The organism is Hoeflea prorocentri, from assembly GCF_027944115.1.
Classification (GTDB): domain Bacteria; phylum Pseudomonadota; class Alphaproteobacteria; order Rhizobiales; family Rhizobiaceae; genus Hoeflea_A; species Hoeflea_A prorocentri.
Window position 1 is genome coordinate 1,649,500 of record NZ_JAPJZI010000001.1, and the last position, 15,893, is coordinate 1,665,392.

Genomic DNA, 15,893 nt, shown 5'->3' on the forward strand with positions numbered 1-15,893 from the left:
CTCAGTCATTGACGGTCTTTCCCGGCATGCGTTTCCTTGGCTCTATCCGGGCGATGAACAGGCCGCAAACGATAAGCAACAAAGCCAGCAATATGCGAATCGACAGTGTTTCGCCCAGTAACACGACACCAAGCAGTACACCGAAAACCGGGATCAGATTAAGACCCATTGCAAAGGCCGAATATCCGATTTTTCGTATAAGGTAAAACCGCATGATGTAGGCAAGGCCAGTAGGTATGAGTCCAAGGTAAATCAGCGCGACCGTGCTCTGCATGCTTAGCTGAACATCCGGCAGACCATCACTCAAATAGGCAAGCACACACAAAATCGCCGTTGAAATGCCAAGGGCAAGACAGGCCAGCCGCCCGGGCGGTATGTCGATCTTGCGCAGGATCAGACCGGCAATGACGTAGCACAGGGAGGCCAGGAAACAGGCGAACTGGGCAAGAAGATTGGTCCTGCCGAGGCCGGCCAGGGCATCGAAGCCGACAATGACCAGCACGCCGCCAAAGCCGCATGCAACGCCGATCAGTTTGCCGGTGGTTAGCTTGTCATCATTTGTGAAGATGTGGCTTCCAAGCAATGCAAAAAACGGGCCGGTGCCCATGAGAAGCGATGTTACGCCCGCGTCGATCGACAGTTCCGCCCATGAGATCAAAAGAAACGGCACGACGACATTGAGCATCGACATGCCCAGCACCAGCAGCCAGACACGACCGGTTTTTGGCAGGATGATGCCTTTCCAGACTGCGTAGGGCAGCAGCACCAGAAAGCCGATGGCGACACGGCTTGCCGCAAGCCAGTACGGGCCGGTCTCCGGCACTGCCACCTTGATTGCGATGAAGGAGGAGGCCCAGATCAGTGCTGTGAGGGCAACAAGAAACAAATCCGAAACTGAAGCGCGTTGTATGGCCTGCAAGCGGCACCTGTCGATTTGTTCTGATGAGCGGCGCTCGAGGGATTTGACGCGGCTGTACCGGCTGCGGCGTCGCGTCAAACAATGCCGGGAGACTGGAACGCCCGGGGCTACAAGTCAACGCCTTCCATGAGGGCGGCGCGTGCTGCAGAGAAATATTGCCTTCGGGCAAGAACCAGCATGACCAGACCCGAACTGCACAGGAACACCACGGGGCCTATGAACCAGCCGATATATCCAAGCGAGATGAATATGGCCCGGAAGCCTGCATTGAAATGCTTGCCAGCCAGCTTGTTGATCGCAATGGCCCGTTTGACGCAGAGTTCGGCATGTTTGGGGTCTGCCTGTGCATCGTCGACCATCGGAACGGCGCCGATGAGCATCTGACAGTAGTTGAAAAGGCGCAGGGACCAGCCAAACTTGAAGAACGAGTAAGCGAAGATGACGATCAGCCCTGCAACCTTCAGCTCAAAAGCTTCGCGGTCGGCCGGCACGCTGAAAGGCAGGTGCGACAAAACCCCGAGGACCTGGTCCGTGGCTCCCAGGAGCGCAAAGCACCCGCCGATTGCCAATAGCGTTGTGGAGGCAAAAAAACCTGTGCCCTGCTGAAGGCTGGCCATGATGCTGGTATCAATCATTTTCAGGTCGCGTCGCAGGCAGTTTTCCATCCAGCGCGCGCGATGGACGTGCATGACTTGTGTCAGGCTGACCGGCAGCCAACTGTGTTTGCGGTCCGTTGACCAGGCAAACAGAAACCAGGCGGCAAAGCAGGTCGCGGCGGCAATGAAATCGAGCGTATTCATGTGCTACCTGTGTCACAGGTCTGCAGGTTTACAAAGACGCTCTGCGAATTGACGCTTGGAAATGTCTAATTTTGCCGCAATCTGCACAAAATTTCGCCGTCGGAATCCACATCCTAAGCGACTGAAATGGCTGAAAAGATTAACAAACTCTGAATCAATTACGGAAAATCGGCCCGCAAACCGCCATTTTTGCAGTTGCGAAGGCATTTTCCTTCCTCTAGAAGACTGCTCCACCACACGGCACAAAGAAATGCAGGTGGTTTTTTTGAGGCATCTTCTGGAGCCAATATGGAAGAAACAGTCCAAAAGTCCTGTTGGGGCATCACTGCAAGAGCAGTGTTTGGGTTTGTGGGCTTGCTGGCATTGATCTATCTTTTTGGTGGTCTTTAGGCCGGATCTACACAACGAAGTTTGTTCAGGCAGCGCGGGTCGTGACCCGCGCTGTTTGTATTTTTGGACCTAGCGGTGTCGCGGTCTGCCAAGTCAATGTCGGCTACCGGTTTCGGTATTTTCGCTACCGGATTTAAACTCAAGTCAGGGTCCATTTTCCGAAGGCGCCACACATGTTTCTGTCCGTTTTCGATGTTTTCAAGATTGGTATCGGTCCGTCCAGTTCACACACGATGGGCCCGATGGTTGCCGCCAGCCGTTTTCTCGATGAAATCCTGAACGGTGACTGGCCGCGTCCGTCCGGCTACAGCGTTGCCGGCATGACCGTCAGCCTGCACGGTTCGCTGGCCTTTACCGGCATTGGGCATGGTACCGGGCGGGCCGTCATTCTGGGTTTGATGGGACATCATCCCGAAACCGTCGATCCGGACGCCATGGACGGCATCATTGCGGGCGTGGAGGCTGATGGAAAGATTACTCCGCCGGGGCATCCGGTATACACCTTTGATCCGCAGACCGACCTTGTATTCGACCGCAAGACCCCGCTTTCCGGCCACGCAAACGGAATGACGTTCAACGCTTTTGACGGTGATGGACGTTTGCTGCTGAAGCGCATCTACTACTCCATCGGCGGCGGCTTTGTTGTCACCGAGCTGGAGCTTGAGGCAATGAGGACTGCCAAGGAAACGCCGGTAGAGCCCGGGGTGCCGTTTCCATTTCACAATGCCGCCGAGATGCTCGCGATGGCACAAAGCTCGGGCCTTTCAATCGCCGAAATGAAAAGGGCGAACGAGGAGACCCACCAGACGCGGACCGCGCTGGATAAGGGGCTTGACGGCATCTGGTCCGCCATGAGCCAGTGCATCGACCGCGGCCTTTCCCGCGACGGCGTTATGCCGGGCGGACTCAATGTGGCTCGGCGTGCTAAAGCCATGCATGAAAAACTGCAGGACGAGTGGAAACAGAACAAGGTCAACCCGCTGCTGGCCAATGACTGGCTGAGCGTTTACGCCATGGCCGTCAACGAGGAGAATGCTGCAGGCGGACGCATCGTCACGGCACCGACGAATGGTGCTGCCGGTGTCATTCCCGCGACGGTGCGCTACTACACGCAGTTTCATGACGGATCTGATTCAAAGGGCATTCATGATTTTATCCTCACCGCCGCCGCCATCGGCGGGATCATCAAGCACAATGCGTCCATATCGGGCGCGGAAGTGGGATGTCAGGGAGAGGTTGGCTCAGCCTCGGCTATGGCTGCCGCTGGACTTGCAGCCGCGATGGGCGGAACGCCGGAGCAGGTCGAAAATGCCGCGGAGATTGCTTTGGAGCATCATCTGGGGATGACCTGTGATCCCGTCGGCGGGCTGGTGCAGGTCCCGTGCATCGAACGCAACGCGCTGGGTGCCGTCAAGGCCGTCACGGCGGCTTCGCTCGCGTTGAAGGGCGATGGCACACATTTTGTGCCACTTGATGCGTGCATCGAAACCATGCGTCAGACCGGCCTTGATATGAACGAGCGCTACAAGGAAACAAGTGAAGGCGGACTTGCGGTCAACGTGGTTGAATGTTGAGCCTGTAAATCGGTCCGGCTTTGTGGACATGTGCGTCAAGGTCCTTGACGGGGCGGCTCAGCCCTATAGGTCAATGACATGACCTTGAACCTTGTGAAGCTGTGCGTCGGTGTCGAGAGCGTTGAGGACCTGCAGGCTTCGATCGACTTCGGTCTGGCTGACAAGAAGAGCCGCGGTCTTGAGGAAATCCAGTATCACACGACCCGTATGGTGCCGAAGCGTCTCGACGAACTGCTGGATGGCGGTTCGCTCTACTGGGTCATCAAGGGCAACATCCAGGTGCGACAATACATTGTCGAAATCCGGCCGTTCACGGACAAAGCGGACATATCGCGCTGCCGTATTGTCCTGGAGCCGCGCCTTGTCCTGACACAATGGCAGCCACGGCGCGCTTTTCAGGGCTGGCGCTACCTGACGGTCAAAGATGCGCCTGCGGATCTATCCGAGGCCAATGCCGGGCTGTTAAAGTTGCCGCCTGAGCTGCGACGTGAGCTTGCTGATCTGGGTTTGCTTTAATGTTTTAGGCGTTCCGGCTCTTCTTCTTCGAACCGGACCGGCGGCGATTTTTCAGGAATGAGGCCCGACCGGAACCGTTGCAGCACCACCTGAAGTAAAAGGCCAACGAGCAGCATGCGAATAAAGGAGCTGCGGGTTGCCCACTCGGGGGGCAGGCGGTTGGTGAAGATTTCCGTTGCCGACCAGATTGTCCAGATGGCAAGAGCACCGAGAATAGCGCCTTTGTTGTTGCCTGAGCCGCCGGCCATCAGCATCACCCAGACGAGAAACGTCACGAGAAGCGGGTCGGTCGCGGTCGGCGACAGGAAGCGGAAATAGTGAGCCGACAGCCCACCGGCGATGCCCATGACGGCGCAGCCGATCACGAAGGTCTGGATGCGGAATTTTTCGACATCCTTGCCGGCGGCGGAAGCCGAGGCTTCATTGTCGCGGATAGCGCGCAGGCTGCGCCCCCAGGGGCTGTCATAAAGGCGCGAAGAGGCAAGGAATACCAGAAGGACAATCAGCCAGACGAAGCCAAGAAAGACGACATCCGCCATGCGTCCCGTGGTCAGATCGGCGAGGGGGCGTGGAATTCTGGACATGCCGAGGCTGCCATTGGTAAGCCAGCTTTCATTGACGATGACGAGGCGCAGGATTTCGGCAATTCCTATAGAGGCCATTGCTAGGTAATCGCTTTTGAGACGGACACAGATCTTCGCGACTGCCCAGCCGGTCAATCCGGCAACGACTGCCGCGCCAACAAGACCGATTGGAACGGGCATCGAGAACCCGCCGAGATGTTTGCCCGAGGCCGCTGTTGTAAGGATCGCGGAGGTGTAGGCGCCGACGCCGAAAAAGCCGGCAATTCCCGCATTGAACAAGCCGCCCATGCCCCACTGTATGTTGAGCGCAAGGCACAACAGCGCATAGATGCCACCGAGGATCAGCAGGCTGACGAGATAAAAGAAAAGGCCGGTGAACTCCATTACAGCAGCCTTCCTTTAAAGAGGCCCTGCGGCCTGAAGATCAGCAGCACGATCATGATGACGAAGGCGACGGCCGTCTTGTAGGACGGTGAGATCAGGGCGCTGTCTCCGATCCAGTGGTAGGATGAAAGCTCCTCCGCCATGCCGATGATAAACCCGCCGGCCATCGCGCCCATCGGCTTGCCGATGCCGCCAAGAATCGCGGCCGCGAACATCGGCAGAAGGAGGTTCCAGCCGAGGTTGGGATGAGCGCTGGTGTTGAGCGCTGCAAAGGTCCCGGCGACAGCTGCAAGGGCAGCGCCGATAATCCAGGTCCAGCGCACCACCTTGGCCGTGTCGAGGCCGGAGACCTCTGCAAGCTCCGGATCGTCTGCAACCGCCCGCATCGAACGTCCGGTCTTGGTAGCAGTCAGGAAGAAGTGCAGCAGAACGGCAATGATCGCGGTTGCCACGATTGCCTGTAAATGCAGGACGGAAACCCGGAACGTATCGAACAGAACCAGCGGCGGACGCACACCGGTCGAAAAGATCTGATTTTCGGCGCCCCAGATGAGCTGTATCAGTGAGCGGAAAACAAGTGCGATGCCGAACGATGCGATGACGGTGTAGATCGTCGGCAGGGCACGTAACGGGCGGTAGAAAAACCGGTCCACAAAAAGCGCCGAGAAAATCGTCAGTGCCATTCCGAAGGGAATGAGCAGCAGGGGATTGACGGGCATGAGCGCTGCGGCCGCAAGAACCCCGTAGGTGCCGACCGTCATCAGGTCGCCATGGGCAAAATGCGCGAAACGCAAAATGCCGAAGATCATCGAGATGCCAACCGCGCCAAGCGCATAGATGCTGCCGATGGTCAGCGCGGGGAACAGATAGAAATTGACGAATTCACTCATGCCGCGGTGCCTCCGAGAAACAGGCGGCGAATGTCTTCATCGGCCAGCAATTCCTTACCGGTTCCGCTGGCGTGGTTGCGCCCGTTTACGAGAATATGGCCATGGTCGGCTATTTGCAGAGCCTGCCGGGCGTTTTGCTCGACCATCAATATGGTGATGCCGGTCTGGCGAATGTCGAGCAGGAGGTCGAATATGCGCTCCAGATATGCGGGCGAAAGCCCCGCTGTCGGCTCGTCCAGCAAGACGAGCTTCGGTTCGCTCATCAGCGCCCGGCCCATTGCCACCATTTGCCTTTGTCCGCCCGAGAGCTCGCCTGCGGGCTGGTTCAGCTTTCCTTTGAGATCGGGAAAGAGGGACAGGACCTTCTCCCGGGTGGCATCCTTGTCCGGCGGCGGAGCGGCATAGGTTCCCACATCGAGGTTCTCATCCACTGTCATGGATGGAAAGATGTTTTTGCTTTGGGGGACCGCCGAAACTCCGAGCGGCACGAGCACGGATGTCCTGCAACCCGTCAGTTCGCGCTCGCCGAGCAGAATGGAACCTGCGGACACCGTTGTAAGCGCGAATATGGTTTTCAGCAGTGTTGATTTTCCGGCTCCGTTCGGGCCGAGAACCACCGCTATTTCTCCAGGTTCCACGCTCAAGGAAATGTCTTCAATGATGGGCGGGCCGCCATAGCCTGCCGTCAGGCCTTTTACGCAAAGCTGCTCGGTCATGAATGGGCCTCGTACTTGCCGCCGCCGAAATAGGCTTCAATGACCCGCTCGTCGCGTCTGACGGTTTCGACCGACCCCTGCGTCAAGAGTGAACCCTGCGCCATCACAAGCACGTGGTCGCAAAGCTTGGAGACATAGTCGAGGTCATGCTCGATCAGGCAGAAGGTCAGACCGCGCTCCTTGTTGAGCATCAAAATCTTGTCCGCCAGTTTGGCAAGCAGTGTCCTGTTGATACCGGCACCGATTTCATCGAGCAGGATGATTTCGGGTTTGCGCATGAGTGCGCGTCCAAGCTCGACAAGCTTCTTTTGCCCGCCGGACAGGTTGCCGGCTTTTTCGTCAATGACATGGTCCAGTTCCAGCAGACGGACGGTTTCACGCGCCGTATCGTAGATTTCGCGTTCCTCGGCAGAATATCGCCCACGCCGGAAAACTACGTTGAGGACATTTTCTCCCTCGGGCGCCGAGGCGGACGCCATCAGGTTTTCAAGCACAGAAAGCCGTGTGAATTCATGCGGGATCTGAAATGTTCGTGCCATACCGGCCTGAGCCCGCTGATAGGGTTTCAGTTTGGTAATGTCGCGGCCGTTCAGCAGAACCCGCCCGGAACTCGGCTTAACGGCGCCGGCGATGACGTTAAAGACGGTTGTCTTGCCGGCGCCGTTCGGGCCTATGAGGCCGGTAATGAGGCCTGCGTCGATCTTGAAGCTCGCGTGGTCCACAGCCCGCAAACCGCCAAAATCGACGCAGATCTTTTCCAGTTCGATCACGTTGCGATCAGTTCGGCTTATTCTACAATCGCAACCTGTTTGTAGCCGTCGCCATCGACCACGAATTTACCGATATAGCCGCCAACGTCACCGTTTTCGTCAAACTCGGCCGTGCCGCTGGCACCGTCATAGTCGATATCCTTGCCTTCCTTGATCAAGGCAATGGCCTTTGCCCATTCTCCGGGGCCGATCTTTTCACCCGGCGCCATCGCAACTTCGCGCAGGGCCGCAGCCATTTTCGACCGGTCTGTCGATCCTGCCTTTTCAACGGCAAGAAGCGTCAGGAAGGTCGCGTCGTAGGTCTGGTCCACAAAGGCCTTGTCGGCTCCTTCGCCATATTCGGCGTTGTAAGCGTCATGCAGCGTTTTCTGCGCAGGGTTTTCAGCAGGAGAGGTGGGGGATGAAAAGAACGAGGTCTTCAGAGCGTCCGCGCCGACATTCTTGATCAACAGCTCGTCGCGCAGCCCGTCCGTTCCGATGAAGTTGTTGAACAGGCCGCCTTCGATCGACTGCCTGACGATCTTGCCGCCTGAGTCGCCCGCATAGGCAATTACAACAAGGGCCTGTGCATCGCCTTTGGCAAGGCTTGCCAGTTCGGAGCGGTAGGAATCCTTCTTTTCCTCATGCTTGGCCTCGGCGACGATTTCACCGCCGGCCTGCTTGTAAGCCTCCATGAACGTCTGGCCGATGCCGACGCCGTAGTCATTGTTCACGTAGGTGACCGCGACTTTGTCGATGCCTTCCTCAAGCACCATCTTGGCCAGGATCTCACCCTGATAGTTGTCCGAGGGCACAATGCGGAAAACCAGCCCGTTATCCTGCAGATCGGTCATTGCCGGAGACGTTGCCGTTGGCGAAATCTGCGTAACACCGGCCGGAATGATAGCTGCCTCGGCTGCCGCTATGGTGGTGCCCGACATCAGGGAACCCATGATGATCGGCACATTCTCGATGTTCACCAGTTTCTGTGCGGCATCGACCGCGCCTTGCGACGTGCCGGTCGTATCGCCGTAGACCGCTACGGCTTTGCCGCCGAGCAGGCCGCCCTGGTCGTTGACGTGTTTGACGGCAAGATTGGCCGCGTTCTGAAGTGGTGGAATGAAGTTGGCGATCGGTCCGGTGATATCCATCAGAACGCCGATTTTTGTTTCATCCGCCTGGGCCACGCTCACGGCACCAAGCAGTGCTGCGGCTGCAGCCATTATTGTAATCTTCTTCATGCTTTACTCCCCTTATCGTTGTTTGGCGTTTCATACGCGCCTGTCATCTCCTGCCAACAGGTTCAATCGCGCAAAACCTCAGTTTCGAACCGTCCCGGCAGGCTCACTTCGAGCAACTGCAGATCGGTCGTCGCGCCCCTGTATCGTGTCGCCATATCAGGCGGGATGACAAAGGCATCACCGGCAGACAGGCGGAACGGGTCTTTTCCTTCGCCTTCAAGCGTCATTTCGCCTGCCAGCACAAAGTTGAACAGAATATCGCAATCGTGGCTAGTCCAGGGGGCGTCCTCTTGGGTCGGCCGTGCGACCATGACCGAGGCTACTCCCTTTGTGTTTTCGCAGATTGTGGTGTCGCGCGCCTCAAAACCGGGAATACGGAACGGTTCAAACACGCCGTCCTTTGCGAGGCTGTGCACGAATTTCTGGCCCTGCCATTCGCGATCAGGCCGCTCATTCGGTGTCGGCAGGGTCATCTGATGATCGATTTCGGTGATGTGTTCGGCTGGAACGCCGATTTCTATCACTTCAATGCCGTCGGCGGCATGCATGACGCGATGCCGGATCTCCGGCGGCTGAATGAAACAGTCGCCGGCGGTTAGCCGGCGCATGCCGCCCTGATCCTCATAAAGAACATCGACCCAGCCACGCACACAAAAGATGAGCTGGAATCCAACCTTGTGGAAATGAACCATGTCGGGCACCGGGCCATCCGGCACCCGAATGTGGGAGGCAATCATTGCACCGCCCAGGCGCGTAGGCACAAGGTCCCTGTAGGCCATGCCGGCGCGACCGATAACCCAGGGAGCCTGGTCAGCCAGCCTGCGCACAACGAAGGCGTGTTCGGTTTTCGGCAGGACCAATGGCGGTTTCAATTCGTCGATCTCGACCCGGGTTCCGTTCGGCGCGATCAGTACACGTTCACCGTCGGCAAATTCTTCCGGAGCCTCGGTTAGAATCCGAAGTGTTCCAGGCCCTTCAGGCGCTCCCTTTTCCACCCGGAGCCGAAGGCCGTGACCTGAAAACACTGCAATTTCCGGGTTGTCCGCCGGATAGATCATGTCGAGGCGCATCTTCAGCGTCTTGGTGAAGAACGGTAGGTCCTTGCTGAGGTCCTGGGTTGGCAATCTGATTTCTGCACGGGTTTCGGTCATGCCTGATCCACTATCCTGCTTTGGCCGGCGGTCTTTGCCGGTCTATCTTCATTTCGGCATGAGCGGCCAGATAGGCTGCTTTCCCGTCAAAAACGAAACGCATGATCCGGTCAGCGGCCCCGACCGCGTCTCGGGCAAGAAAAGCTTCGAAGAGGCGGGTGTTGCCTTCGACAATCAACATATGATTTGCCGGATCCGCGAAGGTCATCAAACGTACTGCCTGGACCTGTGTCATGTAGCGGTGCAATGCGCCGCGCAGCGATGAGTTCGAAACGGCCGCAATCCATCCGTTCCTGAAGATTTCACAGGCTCGAAAGAATCGTTCCTGGTCGCCTGCGGCCATTGCCGCCCCCGCATTGCCCAGGGATTGCTCAAGAGTTTCGAGGTCCTCATCTGACAGGTTTTGCGCCGCCAGGGCTGCGGCCCGCGGTTCAAGCAGTTGTCGAAGTTCGAAGATTTCGAGAATTTCGACATGATCAAGCCGTGGCAGCACAAAACCGCGTGTTGTCGGCTCCAGATAACCCTCATGGGCCAACCGCATGAGGGCATCTCGCGCAGGCATGCGCGATACTCCAAATTCCATAGCAATGGCGGTGTCGACCAGACGGTCCTGAGGGCTTATCTCGCCTCTTTGAATGCGTCCGACCAGGACGTCGTGAATATGAACACTGGTGCTTTGCCCGGCAGAATGAACTGAAGAGGATTTTACAACAGTCATTTCACCTGTCCCCTGACACTGTGGCAATCCGGCGCAAAACTGTATACGAAACTTTGGCAGCAGTTCTCTTAAACAATATGCCAAAGCGCAAATACCGGCGGAAACGCATTCCTTTAAGCTTGAACTATTTCAAAAGCTGTATACGAATTGGGGCCAATGGGTCAATACCGGTGACCATCCTGAAGGCAGTTGACTGTGATCAGGCCCCGGGTTGCCGTGCCAGGGAGAAGAGCATGACTGAAAGAAGGGAAGGCTATTTTCTCTATCATTCCATTGGCCAGTATCCCGACAAAGAAAGGCAACTCGGCGTGGCCATGGAGGAGCTTGCCAGCGTCTGGAGTGCGTCCGATGATCAGCAATGGTCCTATCTGCTCGGCAAGCGCGGCGAGTTCATCGACCTTTGGCGTGAGTTGATTGGCGCACCTGCAGGTTCGACCACGACCTGCGAGAATGTGACGCAAGGTGTGCACATGCTCATGGCAGCGCTTCCGGCCGATACCTTGCGGGGCCGGAAGGTTTTGGTCGCGGCGGACTGTTTTCCGTCCAATCATTTCCTTTTGACAAGGTTGCAGGAGCGTCTTGGGTTCAAACTGCAGACAGTGCGAGCGAGGCAGGGTGCGCATTGGGTTTCAGATGAGGACATGATTGCCGAGTGGGACCGGGATGTCGCTCTTACCCTTATCACATGGGTGAGCTCAACGTCTTCGCACCGCGTTGACCTTGCGAACCTTGTTGCCCATGGACGTGAAATGGGGAGCCTCATTGGTGTAGATATCACTCAGGCTTCCGGCCTCCTGCCATTTTCGGTCGATTCGCCGCAGATTGATTTTGCCGTTTCAACAAGCCTGAAATGGATGTGCGGGACGCCCGGCGCGGGGATGCTCTATGTGAACCCGCAGCTGATTTCGGATTGCCGGCCCGAACTTTGTGGATGGTTCAGTCAGGATAATCCGTTCAACTGGGATATCGACACATTCGAATATGCGCCGGATATTCGCCGTTTCGACAACGGGACGCCTGCCATCCTGCCCGCCGCTGCAACGGTTCCGGCCTTGAGATGGCATGCGGGCATCGATCGGGATGCTCTCGTCAGACACAACCGTTTGCTAGGTGGCATACTCATAGAGGCTGCAGACAATCTGGGCCTCACCTTGCTGACACCGCGTAAGGAGAAGGCAAGGGGCGGTAGCCTCATGTTCGAAACGGGTTCGACGGAAAGGGCGAAAGCTATTCTTGCGAGTCTGAACCATGCAGGGTTTTCAGCTGATAGCCGAGGTTCGACACTGCGGTTATCGCCGGGGGTTCAAACCTCGGAAGATGCGACGCGTGAACTTGTCGAGGTCCTTGAAAAGTCATTTCATGCAGTCAACAAAGGCTCAGGCAGGCATTAATTGTGCCTTGGCCGCCGCGCCGGACTATCCGTACCCCATTGTAACACGGCACGCGGAATTCGGGATCGGATTGTCGTTCAATTGTTTTTTGGAAGCCCCATGCTTCAATTTGGCCTCATCTCGCTCTAGATTTGAGAAAGCGAGAGCACGTGGCATCGCCGCGGCTATCAATTCCAGGGAGTAGACGATGTCGGGGCGCGACATAACGAGCGGCAAGGGGTCGAAATCGGTTGTGCCCGATAAGCAGGCGCAATCGTCCCAGGGCGATATTGCGCATTTTCTGGATGCGGCGCGTTCGATTGCACGGCCCGCCGGCGGCGAAAGCGGCAGGCTGATCTTTGCGCTGGACGCGACGATGAGCCGCCAGCCAACCTGGGATGCGGCGTGTATGCTGCAAAGCGAGATGTTCAATGCCGTTGGCCGCGCGGGGGGGCTGAATGTGCAACTTGTCTATTTTCGCGGCTTCGGAGAATGCCGGGCATCGAAATGGGTCGCAGATACAACGCAATTGCGCGACCTCATGGTGCGTATCGATTGTCGGGGCGGACATACGCAGATTGCCAAGATCCTCAAGCATGCCCGTGATGAAACTGTGCGAAAACCGGTGAGCGCGCTGGTCTTCATCGGCGACGCGATGGAAGAGAACATCGACCGGCTTTGCCAACTCGCCGGTGAACTGGGGATGCGGAAAGTGCCATGCTTTATGTTTCAAGAGGGCGGTGATGTCGCCGCCAACACGGCGTTTCGGGAAATCGCCAGGCTTTCGGGCGGCGCGTATTTGAGGTTTGACGGGGGTGCGGCCAACGCTCTTCTCAATCTTCTCAAAGCTGTTGCTGTTTATGCGTCGGGCGGGGTCACCGCATTGGAAAAGGACAAGAGCCGGGAATCCCGGTTGCTGCTCGAACAGCTTTCCGGAGGGAAGGGCGGCAGTTAGGTGACATTCTTCTTCTATATCGCACTGGCCACCCTGTTTCTGGGGGGATTGGCCGCATTGTTCCTGCGCATGGATCCGCATCGCCTCGCAACGGTGTTGCGCTATTTCGTGCCCGTGCTGCTCACCGTATTCGGTGTCGTGTTTACGCTGCTTGGCCGTACCGGCATTTCGCTGGGTCTGTTCGGCCTTGCCGCTGCTCTCTTTGGCCGGGCGCGGGCAAAGTCACGCAGCACGCCGAGCGCCAAACAGACATCGCGGGTGCGCACGGCCGCCCTGGAGATGGAACTTGATCTCGATAGCGGCAATATGAACGGATTGGTGCTGGCGGGACAGTTTGAAGGCCGCGAGCTCGACGCACTCAGCGAAGAGGAACTGTTTTCGCTGCATCTGGAGCTTCGCGGCGACCCTGAAAGCGTTCAGGTTCTAGAAGCTTATCTTGACCGACGGGCTCCCGCCTGGAGAGACAGCTTTGATGCGGACCCGAACGACGGGCTGGGTGCTGCGCCAGCTTCTGGCTCCATGACTGAGGAGGAAGCGTACGAGATCCTTGGTCTTGCCGCTGGTGCGACCGAGGCGGAGATCCGCGAGGCGCATCGCCGCCTGATGAAACGCATGCATCCCGATGCTGGCGGATCTGTTTTTCTGGCGGCCCGGATCAATGAGGCCAAGGAAGTGCTCCTGCGTCGACATTAGATTTCCCCAATACACAATACAAACTCGAGGATGCGGCAGTGTCAGAGCCGCGACTGATTAACGACTGGCTACTGTTCGGTTGCCCAGCAGCCATAACCTTTTCTTTTTAGTGCCTTACACGCTTTCCATGCGTGTGACTTGCCATCAAAGCCGGCAAAACGGGCCCTATGCAGCTGTTCGCCATCACGGTGAGTGATCACCGTGAAGGGTTGGGCCTTGGCGACCATTCCGCCGGTCTTCGACTGGGCTTCGGCCAGAAGCTGCTCTGCGTCCTGACGGGTCGCGGCCGCGCCAATTTGAACCACCCAGCCAGACGGCTGGCCGGTGCTTGCCGTGGTGACGCCGTCAACCGAACCGCTTTGCTTGCTGCCCTGCTCAACGACCGCTACCGTGTTCGCAGGACGCGGCATCGGTGCGACGACTGCCTTTTGCTTTTTCAGCGTGTCGATAAGCGCCTCGCGTCCCACGACAGGTCGGTCAAGCGGAATCGGAAAGGTCTTTGCCTTTTCCGGCTTCGCATAGGCCATCGCGACCCGGACTTCGGTGACGTCGCGGAATTTCGGCACAGGACCGGTCTTTGGAAGCGCGATCTGAGTGTCGGGGCTAACCCGAGCGACAAGATTGCCGCCGCCCCGCTTGGAGGCTTTCGGCAGGGTGCGCGCGATCAGCTTTTTCATGTGGGCATTTCGGCTGGCGCCGCTTTTGCCGCCCATGACAACCGCAACGATGCTGCGTCCGTCCTTGCGAACGGAGCTGACCAGGTTGAAACCGGAAGCGCGTGTGTATCCGGTCTTGATGCCGTCAACACCGGTGACGGTTCCCAGAAGACGGTTATGATTGCCAAACCGGGTCTTGCCGTATTTGAAAGAGCGCGTTGAGAAGTAGTGGTAGTGGTGCGGAAAGTGTTCTCTCAAAGCGAGGCCGAGACGGGCCATATCGCGCGCCGTTGTTTTCTGACGTGAATTCGGCAGGCCATGGGCATTTCTGAAGGTGGTCTTCTTCATGCCGAGCGCGCGTGCTTTGGCGGTCATTCTTCTGGCGAATTCACTTTCAGAGCCGCTAAGATGTTCCGCAACGGCGGTGGATGCGTCATTTGCCGATTTGGTGACAAGCGCGTAGATCGCCTGCTCGACCGAAATGGTCTGTCCGGCGCGCAAGCCAAGCTTTGATGGCGGCTCGGAGGCCGCATGTTTCGAAACACGGATGCGCGTCTTCTTGCTGATACGCCCGCTGTCAATGGCTTCGAACACCATGTAGAGCGTCATCATCTTGGTCAGAGACGCCGGGTAGCGCAGCGAATTCCCACTGGAGGAATAAAGCGTCTTTCCGGTTTTCGCGTCGATGACAAAGCCGGCATATTTCGAATTCGCTGCCGCAAACCCGGTCGCCAGGGTAAGGCACATAACCGTTGCCGCAACCAGCTTCAGAAGCTTCAAAACCGTATTCTTGAAATGAGCGGAACCTATGCCGCCGGGGAGAGCCATGTACACTTTACAAGTCCAATCACAACCACGCGCAACTACTGTGCAGGGATCACTGACCCCCAATTTTGCAAAAGTGTAGGCAAACTGCGTTACCAATCCGTTTATGGTTTCCAGGTTCTTTCAGGAATCTTTCCGCATGGTTGATATCAATGATGGTGCGGCGCACAAGATTGATTGACTTTCTGCTGCGCTGCACATAAAATTTGTAGGCAGAGCGGGATATAGCCCGGTCAAGCGAATGCGTTTAGTCCTCCATACCCAACGACAGGATATCCAGATGTTTTCTTTTGAAGACGCCAACAAATATGGCAAGGATGCCATGGAAAACATGCTCAAGAGCTATTCCGCCATGGCGCAGGGCATGCAGACCCTCACAACCGAAGCAACCGACTACTCGAAAAAGTCCTATGAGGACAATGCGGCAGTCGTCGAGCAACTCTTCGGTGCCAAGACCTTGGAAAAGGCTTTCGAAATTCAGAGCGACCATGCAAAGTCGAGCTATGAAGGCTTTGTCGCTCAAGCAACCAAGATGAGTGAAATCTACGCCGACCTGGCACGCAAGGCCTATGAGCCTTACGAAGCCGCAGTTGCCACTCCGGCACCGGCAGCCAAGAAGGCTTCCAACGCCGACTGAGCGGATTTAAAGCCTTGATTTGAAACCCGGCAGCCAGCGGCGGCCGGGTTTTTTGTTGTTTGAGGCCGGTTCCAATCCCTGTTTGTTTTGATTACCCCCTGTGCTGTGGCGAAAGAATGCCTATT

Annotated in this window: 16 protein-coding genes; 6 read left to right on the forward strand and 10 right to left on the reverse strand. The window is 57.1% G+C overall.

Features of this window, described 5'->3' with window-relative positions; genetic code table 11:
• Window position 1: 1 nt before the first annotated feature.
• Both OQ273_RS07685 and OQ273_RS07690 read right to left on the reverse strand, forming a co-directional pair.
• The gene (locus tag OQ273_RS07685) at window positions 2-886 is read right to left on the reverse strand and encodes a DMT family transporter (protein WP_267989868.1); all 885 of its coding nucleotides are present in this window, start codon (window positions 884-886) and stop codon (window positions 2-4) included.
• A 140-nt stretch (window positions 887-1,026) separates the two neighbouring features.
• Window positions 1,027-1,719, reverse strand: coding sequence for a DUF599 domain-containing protein (locus tag OQ273_RS07690; RefSeq protein ID WP_267989869.1), 693 nt, complete (start codon window positions 1,717-1,719; stop codon window positions 1,027-1,029).
• 563 nt (window positions 1,720-2,282) lie between these two features.
• On the opposite strand from OQ273_RS07690, the gene OQ273_RS07695 reads away from it, so the two are divergent.
• On the forward strand, window positions 2,283-3,683 hold the full coding sequence (locus OQ273_RS07695) for an L-serine ammonia-lyase (RefSeq protein WP_267989870.1): 1,401 nt from the start codon (window positions 2,283-2,285) through the stop codon (window positions 3,681-3,683).
• A 78-nt stretch (window positions 3,684-3,761) separates the two neighbouring features.
• On the forward strand, window positions 3,762-4,199 hold the full coding sequence (locus OQ273_RS07700) for a DUF1489 family protein (protein ID WP_267989871.1): 438 nt from the start codon (window positions 3,762-3,764) through the stop codon (window positions 4,197-4,199).
• Here the strand turns inward: OQ273_RS07700 and OQ273_RS07705 are convergent.
• The 7 genes from OQ273_RS07705 to OQ273_RS07735 form a co-directional block, all read right to left on the reverse strand.
• Entirely contained in the window at window positions 4,196-5,167 is a 972-nt protein-coding gene (locus OQ273_RS07705; RefSeq protein ID WP_267989872.1) for a branched-chain amino acid ABC transporter permease, read from the reverse strand. The genes OQ273_RS07700 and OQ273_RS07705 overlap by 4 nt on opposite strands.
• Window positions 5,167-6,057: a branched-chain amino acid ABC transporter permease gene (locus tag OQ273_RS07710; RefSeq protein WP_267989873.1), complete on the reverse strand. Its 891-nt coding sequence runs from the start codon at window positions 6,055-6,057 to the stop codon at window positions 5,167-5,169. Before OQ273_RS07710 ends, OQ273_RS07705 begins: the two co-directional genes overlap by 1 nt.
• Entirely contained in the window at window positions 6,054-6,773 is a 720-nt protein-coding gene (locus OQ273_RS07715) for an ABC transporter ATP-binding protein (RefSeq protein ID WP_267989874.1), read from the reverse strand. The genes OQ273_RS07710 and OQ273_RS07715 overlap by 4 nt, the downstream gene beginning before the upstream one ends.
• A complete protein-coding gene (locus OQ273_RS07720; protein ID WP_267989875.1) occupies window positions 6,770-7,543 on the reverse strand; it encodes an ABC transporter ATP-binding protein in 774 nt (257 codons plus the stop codon). Before OQ273_RS07720 ends, OQ273_RS07715 begins: the two co-directional genes overlap by 4 nt.
• A 17-nt stretch (window positions 7,544-7,560) precedes the next feature.
• On the reverse strand, window positions 7,561-8,763 hold the full coding sequence (locus OQ273_RS07725) for an ABC transporter substrate-binding protein (protein ID WP_267989876.1): 1,203 nt from the start codon (window positions 8,761-8,763) through the stop codon (window positions 7,561-7,563).
• A 62-nt stretch (window positions 8,764-8,825) separates the two neighbouring features.
• A complete protein-coding gene (locus OQ273_RS07730; RefSeq protein ID WP_267989877.1) occupies window positions 8,826-9,914 on the reverse strand; it encodes a cupin domain-containing protein in 1,089 nt (362 codons plus the stop codon).
• Between the two features lie 10 nt (window positions 9,915-9,924).
• Window positions 9,925-10,632, reverse strand: a complete 708-nt coding sequence (locus OQ273_RS07735; RefSeq protein ID WP_267989878.1) for a GntR family transcriptional regulator — start codon at window positions 10,630-10,632, stop codon at window positions 9,925-9,927.
• A 233-nt stretch (window positions 10,633-10,865) separates the two neighbouring features.
• Here OQ273_RS07735 and OQ273_RS07740 point away from each other — a divergent pair, with 233 nt between their 5' ends.
• From OQ273_RS07740 to OQ273_RS07750, 3 genes are all read left to right on the forward strand, one after another.
• Complete coding sequence (locus OQ273_RS07740) at window positions 10,866-12,023, forward strand: aminotransferase class V-fold PLP-dependent enzyme (RefSeq protein WP_267989879.1); 1,158 nt, start codon at window positions 10,866-10,868, stop codon at window positions 12,021-12,023.
• Between the two features lie 187 nt (window positions 12,024-12,210).
• Window positions 12,211-12,957, forward strand: a complete 747-nt coding sequence (locus tag OQ273_RS07745) for a vWA domain-containing protein (protein ID WP_267989880.1) — start codon at window positions 12,211-12,213, stop codon at window positions 12,955-12,957.
• A complete protein-coding gene (locus OQ273_RS07750; RefSeq protein ID WP_267989881.1) occupies window positions 12,958-13,650 on the forward strand; it encodes a DnaJ domain-containing protein in 693 nt (230 codons plus the stop codon).
• A 68-nt stretch (window positions 13,651-13,718) separates the two neighbouring features.
• On the opposite strand, the gene OQ273_RS07755 is transcribed toward OQ273_RS07750, so the two are convergent.
• Window positions 13,719-15,086: a D-alanyl-D-alanine carboxypeptidase gene (locus OQ273_RS07755; RefSeq protein ID WP_425493360.1), complete on the reverse strand. Its 1,368-nt coding sequence runs from the start codon at window positions 15,084-15,086 to the stop codon at window positions 13,719-13,721.
• A gap of 325 nt (window positions 15,087-15,411) precedes the next feature.
• Between OQ273_RS07755 and OQ273_RS07760 the strand changes: the two genes are divergently transcribed.
• Window positions 15,412-15,768 (forward strand): phasin family protein, encoded by a 357-nt coding sequence (locus OQ273_RS07760; RefSeq protein WP_267989882.1) that lies wholly within the window; start codon window positions 15,412-15,414, stop codon window positions 15,766-15,768.
• Window positions 15,769-15,893 lie beyond the last annotated feature (125 nt).